The organism is Roseivirga sp. (genome assembly GCF_049099775.1).
GTDB lineage: Bacteria > Bacteroidota > Bacteroidia > Cytophagales > Cyclobacteriaceae > Roseivirga.
Window position 1 is genome coordinate 393,024 of sequence record NZ_JAGDZM010000004.1, and the last position, 13,803, is coordinate 406,826.

Below are 13,803 nucleotides of genomic sequence, written 5' to 3' on the forward strand. Positions count from 1 at the left end.
AAGCCACAAAATTAGGAGATTTTCAAAAAGGATTCTTAATGTCTAAAATAAAATATTACTACGATACCGAGACATGCAAATACGAGCGTGTAAAGATCAAAAAAAGTGACGTAGTTATTAATGCGTTGGGTTTTTTATCACTTGCTATGGTTATTGCAGTGGGTATGGTATTCGTGCTCTCTACCTATTTTGATTCTCCAAAAGAAACGGCACTCATCCAAGAAAATGAAGAGCTCAAATTATATTATGATTTGATGCAAGAGCAAGTCGCTAGTATGGATAATATGCTCGATGTGCTTCAAGAGAAAGATGACCATGTTTATAGAACTGTTTTTGAGGCAGAACCAATCCCTCAAACTATAAGAGAAGCCGGTTCAGGTGGAACTTTGAAATATAGAAACCTTCTTGAGAGTGATTTAGCAAATAAAGATCTAGTTGTCGGTACGCTCAATAAGATTGATAAGGTTAAGAAAAAAATATATATCCAAACCAAGTCCTACGACGAGATAATGGACCTTGCCCGCAATAAAGAAGATTATTATGCCGCAATGCCTGCCATGCAACCTGTTTCCAATAAGGAATTAAGAAGACTTTCTTCTGGATTTGGCCGAAGAACTGACCCTATTTTAAAGGTGAAAAAGATGCATTACGGTACTGATTTTTCTGCTGAACGCGGCACACCGATTTATGCAACAGCTGATGGCACAATTAGCAAAGCGAGAAAAGACTTTAGTGGGTTAGGACACCATATTAAAATTGATCATGGTTTCGGCTTCGAAACGCTCTATGGCCATATGAGTCGTTTTGCAGTTAAAGTGGGTCAGAAAGTGAGACGTGGAGATATCATTGGTTACGTTGGTAACACTGGAAAATCAACCGCTCCGCACCTGCACTATGAGGTGCATGTAAAAGGAAAGGCTGTCAACCCTATCAACTATTTCTACCAAGACTTGACAGCAGATGAATATGAAGAGCTTCTTCGACTTTCTTCTATCGAAAATCAGTCTTTGGGGTCTTATTCAAACAAATAAGGACAAGTTCTTACAAATCAGCCCTTTATTTTTATTTTGAAAAGTTGAACTTGCGACATATTTTGTAACTTTCTGTTATGCCATACAAAGAGAAGCCCATTGTAAAAAAATACTTCACCATCGGTGAGGTGGCTAAACTCTTAGGTGTTGCTACATCGCTCATTCGTTTTTGGGAAACCCAATTTGATTTTATTCGCCCCAAAAAGAATGCAAAGGGTAATCGTAAATTCACACAAGACGATTTAAAAAAGCTAAAACTCGTTTATCATCTCGTAAAAGAGAAAGGTTATACACTTCAAGGTGCTCAAGAGCACATTAAGAATAGCAAAGACAATATCGAGGACAAGGCTGAAATGATAGAATCACTCAGAAATGTTCGCTCTTTCTTAGAAGAGATGAAAAAGAATCTTCCGTGAATGCGGAAAAGCGCTATCAAGTTGCGCTTTCATTAGTCCCGGGTATTGGTCCCATTGTCTCCAAACAGCTTATTAATCACTTTCAAACAGCCGAAGCAGTATTAAGTGCTTCAAAAGGAAAACTTGGGAAGATTGAGGGTATCGGAACAAAGCTTTCTGCTCTATTCTCTAATTCCGATGCACTATTGAAACGAGCAGATGATATCATCACTCAATCTAAATTGGCGTCAATTTCAATTCTCTTTCATGGGGACGAGAACTACCCTAAAAGGTTAATTCCGATTCCTGATGCACCAATAATTCTCTATGCAAAAGGGAATATTGACTTAAACCCTGAAAAGTCTATCGGTGTTGTCGGTACAAGAAAGTCAACCAAATATGGTTTAGAAACTACTGATAAAATCGTGGGCTCTGCCCAGTCGAATGATGTTACTATTATGTCAGGTTTGGCCTATGGTATAGATGTTAAAGCTCACGAGTGTGCTTTAGAAGAAGGCTTACCTACTATAGGCGTGCTGGCTTGTGGTCTTGACCACGTTTATCCAGCTGGAAATCGCCATGTAGCTAAAAGAATGTTAGCTGATGGTGGCTTAGTGAGTGAATACCCCATAGGTACAAAAGCGGACCCAAGATTCTTCCCCGCTCGAAATAGAATTATTGCTGGTCTTTCGGATGCTCTCATTGTTGTGGAGGCGGCAAAAAAAGGTGGCGCTTTAATCACTGGAAATATTGCACATGGCTATGATAAACCTGTTTTTGCGGTACCTGGCCAACTCGATAAATCTAACTCTGAGGGCTGTAATCAATTGATTCGAAATATGAAAGCATCAATCTACACTGGCTTTGAAGATGTAATCGAAGCCATGAATTGGGATTTAGATAATTCGGAAAAACTTCTTGTGCTAACATCGAAGCTTGAAAAACTTACTGGCAGAGAAAAAACAGTGGTTGATACCTTACTAAAAAATGGACAACAAATGAAGATCGACGAGTTGAGCTGGCAAAGTCAAATCCCTTTAAATCAACTGGCTTCCATCCTACTTCAGCTTGAATTTGATGGGTTGATAAAACCACTACCCGGAAAAGAATATAGACTGGAGGGATAAGATAGTCAGGCGGGCAATAGCACAACTAGTTGAACGTATTTAAAATACCAAAATGCGTATTCTCTATAGTATAGTTCTATTTTTTGTCCTGTCGTCGTTATCAGCACAAGACACAACTTCACTCTTCATGCGGGACTGGGGTGAATACTTGAATCACGACTTATTTATTGGCTATAACGGCAGTCCGACGGAAAACAGCGACTTAAGAAGCAACTATCATGGCATTGAATTAGGTATCTGGAGATCGAAGTTTATTAATTATAGGCATCCAGCTAGCGGATCTGTTTATTTTAGTCAAGAACTAGGTATTAATACTGGAAACCTGATCCATGGTACAAAAATAGGTGGCCAAGTAGCTGCAATGATGTTTATTTTAGGCCTTGAGTTAACACATCATACTGATTACGAATCTCACTCCGCTACCATATCCCCTTTAATTGGCATTGGAGGTTACACTTTCAGATTGTCTTTCGCATGGAGACTCAGGCTTACGAGTAAAGACTTTTTGCCGCTAAGCCCTTTAAATGTTAATCTTTCGTTCAAATTTCTTAGACTCAAGAGCAAGAAGATAAGCTCCTATCCGTATTAAGGCTACCTGTGCCTACCAATTGTATAGGTGCCTTGCCCCACTCTAATCAATTCATAGACCAAATTATGAATATCTGGCCTTACATTGAGCTGATAAATTTTACTATTGTTTCTAGTAGGGTAAACTCTATTCGACAGAAATATGAACAGAAGATCAGTAGCAGGGTCTGCCCATACTAGGGTGCCTGTATATCCCGTATGTCCAAAACTAAATGGACTTGCATCTTTGGCTACACTACTCAAGTTTGCGTCGTAAGTTACTAGCGGCTTGTCGAAACCGAGACCTCTCCTATTTCCAGCATCACAAAACTGACAGCTGGTAAATTCTTTAATTACATCAGCGCTCAAATACCTTTTACCCTCATATTCTCCACCATTCAATAGCATTTGATAAACCTTTGCCAAGTCTTCTGAATTACTAAACAGGCCTGCATTACCAGAAACACCTAACATCATGGCCGCCCCTTCATCGTGAACAACGCCATCCAATTGCTGCTTTCTGAAAAATGTATCCAATTCTGTTGGCACTATCCTTTCTCCAGGAAATAGGTCTCCAGCATTAAAACGAAGTGTTTCAGCCCCTAACGGAAGATAAAATTCATCATAAAGGAATTGATCGAAATCTTTACCAGTCAATCTTTTTACCAAATCTGGTATCAAATAGAAAGCTAAACCTGAATAGAGGTACTTCTTATCGTCACTTACTTTAGATTTCCTGATCAGCTTATCGATCTTCTTCTCAATGAAATCTTTATGCATGAACAAACCTGAATCAGAAATACGATAAGGGTATTTAGCCGAAGAATCAGACCGAACTGTTCTGTTCTTAAACTTTCCATTCTTCTTTTGAGATACGGACCAATAAGGGATCCAGGCTTTTAAACCCGCTTGATGTGCGAGGACATCGCGCATAATTAGGTCTTTCTTTTTCCCTCTGGCTACATCAGGAAAATAAAAACCCATTGTTTTATCCGGGTCAAAAAGTTCTAAATCATAGAGTTTCATTAAGGCCAATGTAGCAGCGGTAGTCTTCGTAACTGAAGCTAAATCATAGATATCTGTTAATTGTACCTCATTTTCCTTTTCATAGGTATGGTAACCAAATGCTTTGTGATAGAAAACAATACCATTTCGGGCCATAAGGATTTGACCACCTGGAAAAGCCATTGAATCAATGGCTCTTGACATAATTTGATCTATACCTTCCGATAGTTTGCTTACATCGAAACCAATGGGATTCCTTGGCCTGTTTTCCATTCGATCGCCAATACCCAGATTGAAGGAAGTAATTACCTGAGATTTTAATAGTGGTTTCTTCTGCGCCAATCCGAAGTTAGCGGTAAGTGCAAAAAGGATAATATAAAAAAGACTCCTACAGCTCATAAAATCAGTTCATCGGAAAAACATCGGCACTCATTATCATCGATTTTTGGAAGGCGTCCATATCAAGGTTAGTAACAACTTTCTGTTCTGCTAGAAAAGATAAAAGCTTTTCTGTAGCGATATTACCAGTCAAATCATCATCGGCCATTGGGCAACCACCAAATCCTTTGATGGCCGCATCAAATCTTTTACAACCTGCTTTTAACGCTGCGCTCAGTTTTTCATACGTTTTCTCTGGAGTAGAATGAAAATGCGCACCAAACTCTATCTGAGGATAAGTAGCGATACTATGTGCAAATACGCGTTCGATTAAGGCTGGCTCTGCTATGCCGATGGTGTCAGATAAACTCACAACTTTAGCATCCATGGCATTGAGTTTTTCCACGAACTCTGCTACTATTTCCTCATTAAATTCTTCGCCGTATGGATTTCCGAAACCCATTGAAATATACGTTATAAGGGTCTTACCTGATTTTAAGCAAAGGTTTTGAATCTCAGCTAATGCTTCGAGCGCTTGCTCAACCGTTTTGTTAGTATTTCTTTTTTGGAATTGTTCAGATATAGACAGCGGAAATCCTAAGTAATCGATTTGCCCATGTTGAACTGCATCTGTAGCGCCTCTCAAATTGGCGATTATGGCTAGAAGTTTAGAGTTTGATTTAGATAAGTCCAATTTATCCAAAACGGCCGCGGTGTCACTAAGCTGAGGAATTGCTTTTGGAGAAACGAAACTACCAAAGTCAATTGTATCAAAGCCTACTTCTAATAATTGATTGATATAAGCGGCTTTCTTATCTGTGGGTATAAATTCATGCAGTCCTTGCATGGCATCCCTCGGACACTCAATGATCTTCATACTTCAAGTTTACGCAAGAGATAGGACTACACAAAGGAATGATAGGTAAGACCATTCATTTTTAGGCATAAAAAAAGGCTACTCTTTTCAGAGTAGCCCAAACAACCTCAATACAACGATTACATGTTAGGAGGTAAAATCACCTTATCGATGATGTGTACAACTCCGTTCTTTGCTTTTACGTCGGCAGCGATTACTTTCGCTCCACTTATCTTAACGCCTCCATTACCAATAGAAACAGTAATTTTTTCTCCGTTTACAGTTGCTGCTTTCTGACCGTTAGATAAGTCAGTAGACATTACTTTTCCTGCTACAACGTGGTAAGTAAGAATAGCCACTAATTTGTCTTTGTTCTCAGGCTTTAAAAGCATTTCTAAAGTACCTTTTGGCAACGCAGCAAATGCTTCATCAGTTGGGGCAAATACTGTGAAAGGACCGTCTCCTTTTAAAGTTTCTACTAATCCGCCTGCTTTTACAGCTGCTACTAATGTTTTTAAGTTGTCAGCACCTACTGCTAAATCAACGATATCTTTAGATTGAGCATTAGCAACTGAAGTAGTTAACATTAAGGCGAACATTGCGCCAAATAGTGATCTCATTATTTTTTGAGTTTTCATAATTGAATAGTTTGTTACATTTTGATTAAACTATCCTATTTACGACCTGACTTATAGTCTTGGATTTCGAAGGGCTAACTTTTTTTCAAAAAACCTTTTACATAGGTTTTATCAACCGTAGCTATAGGGCTTCCGCCTTCTTTTTCGAGGGTTACTGCAAAGGCTTGCACATTCCCTTTAATCACTTTTAATTCTTGTACGAGTTTGCTGTGATCAAAAATACCAGCATCTATAGGAGCCAAACCTGGTTTTATTGCCCATAGTTGATATTGGTGACCATGCGGCGGCTCTGGAAGATTATCTACACTTATGAATACGGAATTGTTGTTCTTATTCCAGAATACATTGGCAAATGATTCTGGTGCTACATCCAAACCATCCATGCGAACATGAATATTATCTTCATTTAAGAAATGAGCAATTCTAAGTTCGGCATATTGAAGTTCTAACCGATTATTGTCCACTTGATTGGCCAAGCTCTCTTGACTAGATTCTAGGACGGATAACTGATCCTTAGCGCTTTTAAATTCGCTGTAGAAAATGTAGTTAAAACCTAAACTCATTACTAACAAAATACTTGCTGCAATTGACCAGGCCGGTATTACATTCACTCTCTTTATTTTGATTTCCTCGTCTTCTAATACTTGAAGGAACTGTTCTTTCTCAGACTCTTTGATGGATAAAAGTGTCTTTCTCAAGATTTCTTTATTCGGTGCTTTCTCCTCAGCTTCAGCATATTGATTTATGCTATCTCTGATTGCATTGAGTTCATCTTGAATTTCCGGATGCTCGAAAGCCATTTCATCCACCTCTACCATTTGGGCATTAGTGAGCTCTCCGGCTAAATAAGCTTCCAAAATTCCAGACTTAATGTATTCTTTTATATCCATTTATATAATAGACCTAAGCTGCTTTATCGCTAACCTAATTCTAGTTTTAACGGTTCCTAGAGGCATTTTCAGTTTTTCACATATCTCTTTGTGCGTATAGCCTTCAAAGAATGACATATTTATTAGCTGCTGATGATCAGCAGACAAACTGGAAATTAATTGCCTTAAATATATTTTATCGGCTTCATCTTCAACAACAAACTCCTCTGCCATATTTACGACCTCGGGTGCTTGTTTAGATTCTTGCGTTAGGCGAAAGTCTTTTGTTCTTGTTTTGTCAATCGCTGCATTTCGGCTAATTCGTGCTAGCCAAGTGAACAGTGTACCTTTTGACGCGTCAAAGTTGGTACCATTTTCCCAAACTTTCAATAGCACTGTTTGCAAAACACCCTCGCTCATGGCTTCGTCTTGTACAACTCTATTGATAATATTAAGCAGAAGACTACCATAGTGCTCGAAAACTAAGCTTACAGCTAGTTTGTCTTTATCTGCTAAGAGATAGGCAATTCTATCTTCAATTGAGGTAGTGGCCACTAATGGTTGTGCTGGATGATTCACTTTTTAACAATTCATCCTATAAACATCAGTACTCAAGTATTGTTTCTTATTTCTTAAAACTTGCTGCCCGAGATTACCTAAAAGGCGGCTAAAAGAGCTTTAATCATATATTTCAATATCTTTTTTTCTTGCGTCTTGGTTTTTGATTCGAATTACCTCGGTTAGAGGCTTCTGACTTTTTGGAATAGCTCCACTTCTTTTTACCTGAACCTTCTTTTGATCCTTTATGACTAGATGTGGTCCTTTTAGTATTGTTATTAGCCGATTTCTTAACTGGGTTTGTACCTACTTTATCTTTTGGTTCAAAACCCGGTTCTACGTGACTTGGGATTTTTTCTCCCAATAATTTCTCAATGCCAAGTACTAAAACCATTTCGTCGGCAGTAACCAATGAAATTGCCTCACCGCTCGCTCCCGCCCTTCCTGTTCTTCCTATTCTGTGCACGTAATCTTCAGAAACATGTGGCAATTCGTAGTTAACAACATGAGGCAGCAAAGGAATGTCTAAACCTCTGGCTGCTATATCAGTGGCGACCAAAACCTTAACAGTGCCTTCTTTAAAACCTGCTAATGCATTGGTTCGGGCTCCTTGACTTTTATCTCCATGTATGGCGCGTGAAGTGATACCGCGTTGATCGAACTTTTTACTTAATCTATTCGCACCGTGCTTTGTTCTGGTGAAAACCAAGACTTGTTGCCAATCTCCTTCCGAAATCATCTTGATCAATAAAGTAGCCTTATTACCCTTATCGACATGAATAATTTTTTGAACGATTTTCTCAACAGCAGTATTCTCTGGAGTAGCTTCAACCATTGCCGGGTCGCGCATAAAAGAACCCGCTAATTCTTTTATTTGCTTAGAAAAAGTAGCTGAAAAAAGCAGGTTCTGCCGTCTATCGGGAATCAATGCCAAAATCTTCTTAATATCTCTCAAAAAGCCCATATCAAGCATTCTATCTGCTTCATCTAGAACTAATATTTGAACTTGATTGAGCGATAATAAACCTTGGTTATGAAGATCGAGTAGTCTACCAGGTGTGGCTACTAGAATATCAATGCCTTTTTTTAATTCTCTTACTTGGGCTTGTTGTTTAACACCGCCAAAAATCACAGCTGAATCAAGGTGAAGAAACTCACTGTAAGCTTCAACGTTTTCAAAAATCTGTGCTGCTAACTCTCTAGTTGGCGTTAAGATCAGCGATCGAATAGGTTTTCTTTTTTGCTGTCTTTCTTGAGATAGGATTTCAAGTATTGGCAAAGTAAAACCAGCAGTTTTACCTGTCCCTGTTTGAGCCGATGCCAGAACATCTTGTCTATCTAAAATTACGGGAATTACTTTTTCCTGAATGGGTGATGGTGTAGCATAGCCAACTTTTTGTACGGCATGCAATAAGGATTGAGACAACCCTAAGGATTTAAACGTCATATAAATTGTTTGTGAAATGACAACTCATATGAAGCTCCATTTCCGGGTGAGCCACAAAGGTAGCTTGAATAAATATGGAAACGGCACTAATCTGATAAACTCTCGTTTTCTTTAGAATAAGGCTTCTGCTATCCGCTTTGTTACTTGTGACTTACTCATAGTATAATAGTGTAGACAAGGTACTCCTGCTGCTTTTAACTCCTTAGACTGTTCAATTGCCCATTCTATACCTACTTCTCTAGCCGATTTATTGTCTTTACATATGTCAAGCGCATCTACAAGGTCATCTGGTAAATCTACATGGAATATGCTTGGCAACACACTCATTTGTTTCAAAGCGGTTATTGGTTTCAATCCTGGAATAATTGGAACATTAATACCTGCACCTCTGCACTTGTCTACAAAGTCAAAATACTTCTTGTTGTCGAAGAACATTTGGGTGACTATGTATTCTGCCCCCATATCGATCTTCTTTTTTAAATATTTGAGATCAGATTTTAAGCTGGGTGCTTCAAAGTGTTTTTCAGGGTAGCCAGCTACACCAATACAAAAGTCTGTTTCATTCTGTTTTACCTCTTCATGTAAATAAGCACCATTATTCAGGTTAATAACTTGTTGCAAAAGTTCACTTGCGTAAGAATGGCCATTACTTTCTGGAACAAAGCGCCCTTCTGACTTAATAGCATCACCTCGTAGCACTAATACATTATCAATGCCTAGAAAGTCTAGATCAATTAAGGCATTTTCTGTTTCTTCTTTACTAAAGCCGCCACAAATGATATGTGGCACAGCGTCTACGCCGTATTTATTGATAATAGCAGCGCAAATACCAACCGTACCTGGTCTTTTCCGAGTCGATACTTTTTCCAATAAATCATTGCCCCGATCTTTATAAACGTATTCTTCCCTGTGGTAAGTAACATCTATAAATGGAGGTTTAAATTCCATTAGAGGATCTATAGCATTGAATATACTCTGCACACTTTCTCCTTTTACTGGAGGAAGAATTTCGAAGCTAAAGAGTGTTTCCCCTTTCGCATTATTTATATGATCTATTACTTTCATTGCGTTTCTTTAGTGTTCAGGGTTTGCTTTTAAACATCATAAGTAAGGTTTGGCGCTAACCATTTCTCCATCTCCTCTAGCTTCTTATTTTTTCGTTTTGCGTAGGCCTCCACTTGGTCTTTCTCGATTTTCCCAAGGCCAAAATATTTCGATTCTTCATGCATGAAATAGAATCCAGAAACAGAAGAGGCTGGGTACATAGCGAATGATTCTGTCAAGCTTATTCCAGTGTTTTTTTCTACCTCTAAAAGATCAAAAAGCAGTTCTTTTTCGGTATGATCCGGACAAGCAGGGTAACCAGGGGCTGGTCTTATTCCTTGATACTTTTCCTTGATCAGGGATTCGTTTTCTAACGATTCAGTGCTAGCATAGCCCCAGAGCTCTTTTCTCACTTTCTCATGCATTAACTCTGCAAATGCTTCGGCTAATCGGTCTGCTACTGATTTGATCATTATAGAACTATAATCATCGTGATCTTTCTCGTACTTTTCGATCAGAGGCTCTATACCTACTCCTGCTGTTACTGCAAATCCACCGAAGTAATCGACTTGCCCCGAATCTTTTGGTGCAATAAAATCTGCTAAAGAAAGATTAGGCAAGTCTTTTCCTTTTTTCCCTTGTTGCCTAAGCATGTGAAAAGTTGTCATTACTTGTTCACGTGTTTCGTCTTTATATACCTCTATATCATCACCTACTGCGTTAGCAGGGTATAACCCCACCACAGCATTGGCATAAAGTAAATCATCGTCGATTATGTCTTTTATGACGTTTTGGGCATCTTCGTATAATTTCTTCGCCTCCTCACCTATTATTTTATTTTCGAATATTTGAGGGTATTTACCTTTGAGCATCCAAGTGGAGAAAAAAGGTGTCCAATCGATGTATTTACTAATTTCTTCAATGTCAAAATCTTTAAAGACCTTATTACCAAGGAAATTTGGTTTGTGCATATTTTTCGAAGACCAATCAATCTTCACTTTATTCGATTGTGCAGCTTTAAAGCTGAGATAGTTCTTGACTTGTTTTCTATTCGCATGATCATCTCGCAACTGTGAATACTCGGATTTTACACGACTGTATATGTTGTCGTACGTCTCTTGACTGATTAACTCACCTGCTACGGGCACACTTTTCGATGCATCGAGCACATGAACTACCGATCCTGAGTAAACGGGATCTATTTTAACTGCCGTATGGATTCTTGAAGTAGTCGCCCCGCCGATCATTAATGGGATTTGCATGCCTCTGCGCTCCATTTCCTTGGCCACGTGAACCATTTCATCAAGGGAAGGTGTGATTAATCCGCTGAGGCCAATAGCATCTACGTTTTCCTCAATCGCCTTGTCCAATATCTTTTCAGCAGGCACCATAACCCCCATATCAACGATATCGAAATTGTTGCAGGCTAAAACGACTCCAACAATGTTTTTCCCGATGTCATGAACGTCTCCTTTGACTGTTGCTAGTAGTACTTTTGAAGCTGATGAGGTGTCATTATTGGCTGCTTTTTCAGCTTCCAAATAAGGTAAAAGATAAGCGACGGCCTTCTTCATCACTCTTGCGCTCTTTACTACTTGTGGTAAAAACATTTTACCACTTCCAAAAAGATCACCCACTACATTCATACCATCCATAAGTGGACCTTCAATCACATGCAGTGGCTTTTCATATTGTTGACGTGCTTCTTCCGTATCTACTTCAATAAACTCAACAACACCTTTAACTAAGGCATGTTCTAAACGCTTTTGGACTGGTCCTTTACGCCAGGCATCATCTTTTACCTGCTTTTTAGCATCACCTTTTACCGTTTCAGCAAACTCCAATAGCCTTTCTGTTGCATCATTACGTCTATTTAAGAGCACATCTTCAACACGTTCTAGTAAGTCTTGCGGAATATCGTCGTAGACTTCTAGCATGGTAGGATTGACTATTCCCATATCCATACCTTCTTTTATGGCATGATATAGAAACGCGGAATGCATGGCTTCTCTTACTTTATTATTGCCCCGAAATGAAAATGACACATTAGAGACTCCTCCACTAACATGAGCACCAGGTAGGTTTTCGCGAATCCACCGTGTTGCCCTAAAAAAGTCCGTTGCGTTATTGTTATGCTCTTCAATTCCTGTAGCGACAGGAAAGATATTAGGGTCAAAAATTATATCTGTTTTCGGAAACCCGACCTTTTCGACCATGATGTCATATGAACGCTTACATATTTCTATTCTTCGTTCATAAGAATCAGCTTGGCCTTCTTCGTCGAAAGCCATAATAATGACTGCTGCGCCATAGCGCTTTACTTTTTTGGCTTGCGCTATGAATTTTTCCTCTCCTTCTTTTAGAGATATGGAATTTACCACGCCCTTACCTTGAATACATTTTAATCCGGCTTCTATAATTTCCCATTTCGAAGAGTCGACCATGATTGGGATTCTAGAAATATCAGGTTCAGCAGCAATTAAATTCAAGAATTTGACCATTGCCTCTTTCCCATCCAGCATTCCTTCATCCATGTTGACGTCGAGAATTTGAGCTCCGCCCTCTACTTGGTTACGGGCTACTTCAAGGGCAGCTTCATAGTTCTCTTCCAGAATTAGTCTTGCAAATTTTCGTGAACCGGTCACGTTTGTTCTTTCACCAACATTGACAAAGTTGGAAACTGGTGTAACTATTAATGGTTCTAAACCAGAAAGCTGAAGTGAAACCTGTTCTTTCATGATATGCTTCTTGGTTTTGTTTGACTTGCCCTTTCAGCAATTAGTTTGATATGATCTGGGGTAGTTCCGCAGCAGCCGCCTACAATATTTAAAAAACCTTCATTCAAGAATTCACCTACTAAATCAGCCATCTGTTCGGGTGTCTGATCATATTCTCCGAACTCATTAGGTAATCCTGCATTTGGGTGAGCGCTCGTGTTGAATGGAGCCTTTTTGGATAGTATTTCTAAGTATGGCCTCAACTGTTCTGCGCCAAGTGCACAGTTTAAACCAATAGACAAAAGCGGCACATGTGAAAGGGAGATTAAAAATGCTTCAGTCGTTTGGCCAGACAAGGTTCTTCCACTTGCATCGGTAATCGTACCTGAAATCATTATCGGCCATTGCTTTCCTTTTTTATCGAAGACATTTTCTATAGCAAATAATGCTGCTTTAGCGTTCAACGTATCAAAAACAGTTTCCACTAGTAAAATATCCGCTCCACCATCAAGTAAGGCAGTTACTTGTTCTTCATATGCTTGCACCAAAATATCGAATGTCACCGCTCTAAAACCTGGGTCATTAACGTCAGGCGAAAGCGAAGCAGTTCTATTCGTGGGGCCAATTGAGCCTGCGACGAATCGAGGTTTTTCTGGTTCTTTTTCAGTTAACTCAACCGCAACTTCTTTAGCGATTTTCGCTGAATAGTAGTTTATGTCATAGACAGCATCTTCGAGGTTATAGTCGGCCTGGGCAATGGTAGTGCCACTGAATGTATTCGTTTCAACAATGTCAGCACCTGCCTCAAAATATTGTCGGTGAATATCTTTAATGATATCAGGACGGGTTAACGATAATAAGTCATTATTGCCTTTTAAAGGACTATTATGATCTTTAAATCGTTCTCCACGAAAATCATCCTCCTCTAAATCATGTCGCTGAATCATGGTACCCATTGCACCATCCAAAACCAATACACGGTCCTTAAGAATTTCTTCTATGCGCTTCGCCATTTTATTTTTTTATGGCTTACCTCAAAAGTATTAGAGTGAATTTATCGTCATCTTTTCCTCGATAGCTCGAGGCTAGGAGTTAGCACCAGATATTACTCAGGTTGCTAAGACATCATGGGGCCTAGTCCCTCCGTCTTTCTCGATAAGCATGACAAATA

11 protein-coding genes, 1 pseudogene and 1 riboswitch are annotated in these 13,803 nt (G+C 39.1%); of the genes and pseudogenes, 4 read left to right on the forward strand and 8 right to left on the reverse strand.

The genetic code is table 11. From position 1 onward, the window contains the following. Window positions 1-38 precede the first annotated feature (38 nt). The 4 genes from JXQ92_RS06170 (at window position 39) to JXQ92_RS06185 (ending at window position 3,142) form a co-directional block, all read left to right on the forward strand. Window positions 39-1,031 carry a M23 family metallopeptidase gene (locus JXQ92_RS06170; RefSeq protein ID WP_421985722.1) on the forward strand — a complete coding sequence of 331 codons (993 nt, stop codon included), beginning with the start codon at window positions 39-41 and terminating at the stop codon, window positions 1,029-1,031. A gap of 77 nt (window positions 1,032-1,108) precedes the next feature. Then, window positions 1,109-1,447, forward strand: coding sequence for a MerR family transcriptional regulator (locus JXQ92_RS06175; RefSeq protein WP_421985723.1), 339 nt, complete (start codon window positions 1,109-1,111; stop codon window positions 1,445-1,447). Next, window positions 1,444-2,553 carry a DNA-processing protein DprA gene (dprA, locus tag JXQ92_RS06180; protein WP_421985724.1) on the forward strand — a complete coding sequence of 370 codons (1,110 nt, stop codon included), beginning with the start codon at window positions 1,444-1,446 and terminating at the stop codon, window positions 2,551-2,553. Before JXQ92_RS06175 ends, dprA begins: the two co-directional genes overlap by 4 nt. Window positions 2,554-2,605: 52 nt before the next feature. Continuing rightward, window positions 2,606-3,142, forward strand: a complete 537-nt coding sequence (locus JXQ92_RS06185) for a hypothetical protein (protein ID WP_421985725.1) — start codon at window positions 2,606-2,608, stop codon at window positions 3,140-3,142. 2 nt (window positions 3,143-3,144) lie between these two features. Here JXQ92_RS06185 and JXQ92_RS06190 read toward each other — a convergent pair whose 3' ends face one another. The 8 genes and pseudogenes from JXQ92_RS06190 to metH form a co-directional block, all read right to left on the reverse strand. After that, window positions 3,145-4,524 carry a serine hydrolase domain-containing protein gene (locus JXQ92_RS06190; RefSeq protein ID WP_421985726.1) on the reverse strand — a complete coding sequence of 460 codons (1,380 nt, stop codon included), beginning with the start codon at window positions 4,522-4,524 and terminating at the stop codon, window positions 3,145-3,147. A gap of 4 nt (window positions 4,525-4,528) precedes the next feature. Next, a complete protein-coding gene (locus JXQ92_RS06195) occupies window positions 4,529-5,380 on the reverse strand; it encodes a hydroxymethylglutaryl-CoA lyase (protein WP_421985727.1) in 852 nt (283 codons plus the stop codon). 119 nt (window positions 5,381-5,499) lie between these two features. Further along, on the reverse strand, window positions 5,500-5,997 hold the full coding sequence (locus JXQ92_RS06200) for a fasciclin domain-containing protein (RefSeq protein WP_421985728.1): 498 nt from the start codon (window positions 5,995-5,997) through the stop codon (window positions 5,500-5,502). Between the two features lie 74 nt (window positions 5,998-6,071). Next, window positions 6,072-6,887: an anti-sigma factor gene (locus tag JXQ92_RS06205; RefSeq protein ID WP_421985729.1), complete on the reverse strand. Its 816-nt coding sequence runs from the start codon at window positions 6,885-6,887 to the stop codon at window positions 6,072-6,074. After that, the gene (locus tag JXQ92_RS06210) at window positions 6,888-7,445 is read right to left on the reverse strand and encodes an RNA polymerase sigma factor (RefSeq protein WP_421985730.1); all 558 of its coding nucleotides are present in this window, start codon (window positions 7,443-7,445) and stop codon (window positions 6,888-6,890) included. Window positions 7,446-7,557: 112 nt separating this feature from the next. Beyond that, window positions 7,558-8,871 (reverse strand): DEAD/DEAH box helicase, encoded by a 1,314-nt coding sequence (locus tag JXQ92_RS06215; protein ID WP_421985731.1) that lies wholly within the window; start codon window positions 8,869-8,871, stop codon window positions 7,558-7,560. Between the two features lie 111 nt (window positions 8,872-8,982). Continuing rightward, on the reverse strand, window positions 8,983-9,936 hold the full coding sequence (metF, locus tag JXQ92_RS06220) for a methylenetetrahydrofolate reductase [NAD(P)H] (RefSeq protein WP_421985732.1): 954 nt from the start codon (window positions 9,934-9,936) through the stop codon (window positions 8,983-8,985). Between the two features lie 29 nt (window positions 9,937-9,965). Continuing rightward, window positions 9,966-13,645 (reverse strand): annotated as a pseudogene (gene metH, locus JXQ92_RS06225) (methionine synthase). 44 nt (window positions 13,646-13,689) lie between these two features. Next, window positions 13,690-13,794, reverse strand: a riboswitch (SAM riboswitch). Window positions 13,795-13,803 lie beyond the last annotated feature (9 nt).

What these genes read in the sequence shown, in the direction of transcription:
- JXQ92_RS06200 (WP_421985728.1), bottom strand. Translation starts at nt 5,997, where the DNA reads ATGAAAACTCAAAAAATAATGAGATCACTATTTGGCGCAATGTTCGCC.
- JXQ92_RS06170 (WP_421985722.1), top strand. Translation starts at nt 39, where the DNA reads ATGTCTAAAATAAAATATTACTACGATACCGAGACATGCAAATACGAG.
- metF (WP_421985732.1), bottom strand. Translation starts at nt 9,936, where the DNA reads ATGAAAGTAATAGATCATATAAATAATGCGAAAGGGGAAACACTCTTT.
- JXQ92_RS06185 (WP_421985725.1), top strand. Translation starts at nt 2,606, where the DNA reads ATGCGTATTCTCTATAGTATAGTTCTATTTTTTGTCCTGTCGTCGTTA.
- JXQ92_RS06175 (WP_421985723.1), top strand. Translation starts at nt 1,109, where the DNA reads ATGCCATACAAAGAGAAGCCCATTGTAAAAAAATACTTCACCATCGGT.
- JXQ92_RS06195 (WP_421985727.1), bottom strand. Translation starts at nt 5,380, where the DNA reads ATGAAGATCATTGAGTGTCCGAGGGATGCCATGCAAGGACTGCATGAA.
- JXQ92_RS06205 (WP_421985729.1), bottom strand. Translation starts at nt 6,887, where the DNA reads ATGGATATAAAAGAATACATTAAGTCTGGAATTTTGGAAGCTTATTTA.
- JXQ92_RS06190 (WP_421985726.1), bottom strand. Translation starts at nt 4,524, where the DNA reads ATGAGCTGTAGGAGTCTTTTTTATATTATCCTTTTTGCACTTACCGCT.
- JXQ92_RS06215 (WP_421985731.1), bottom strand. Translation starts at nt 8,871, where the DNA reads ATGACGTTTAAATCCTTAGGGTTGTCTCAATCCTTATTGCATGCCGTA.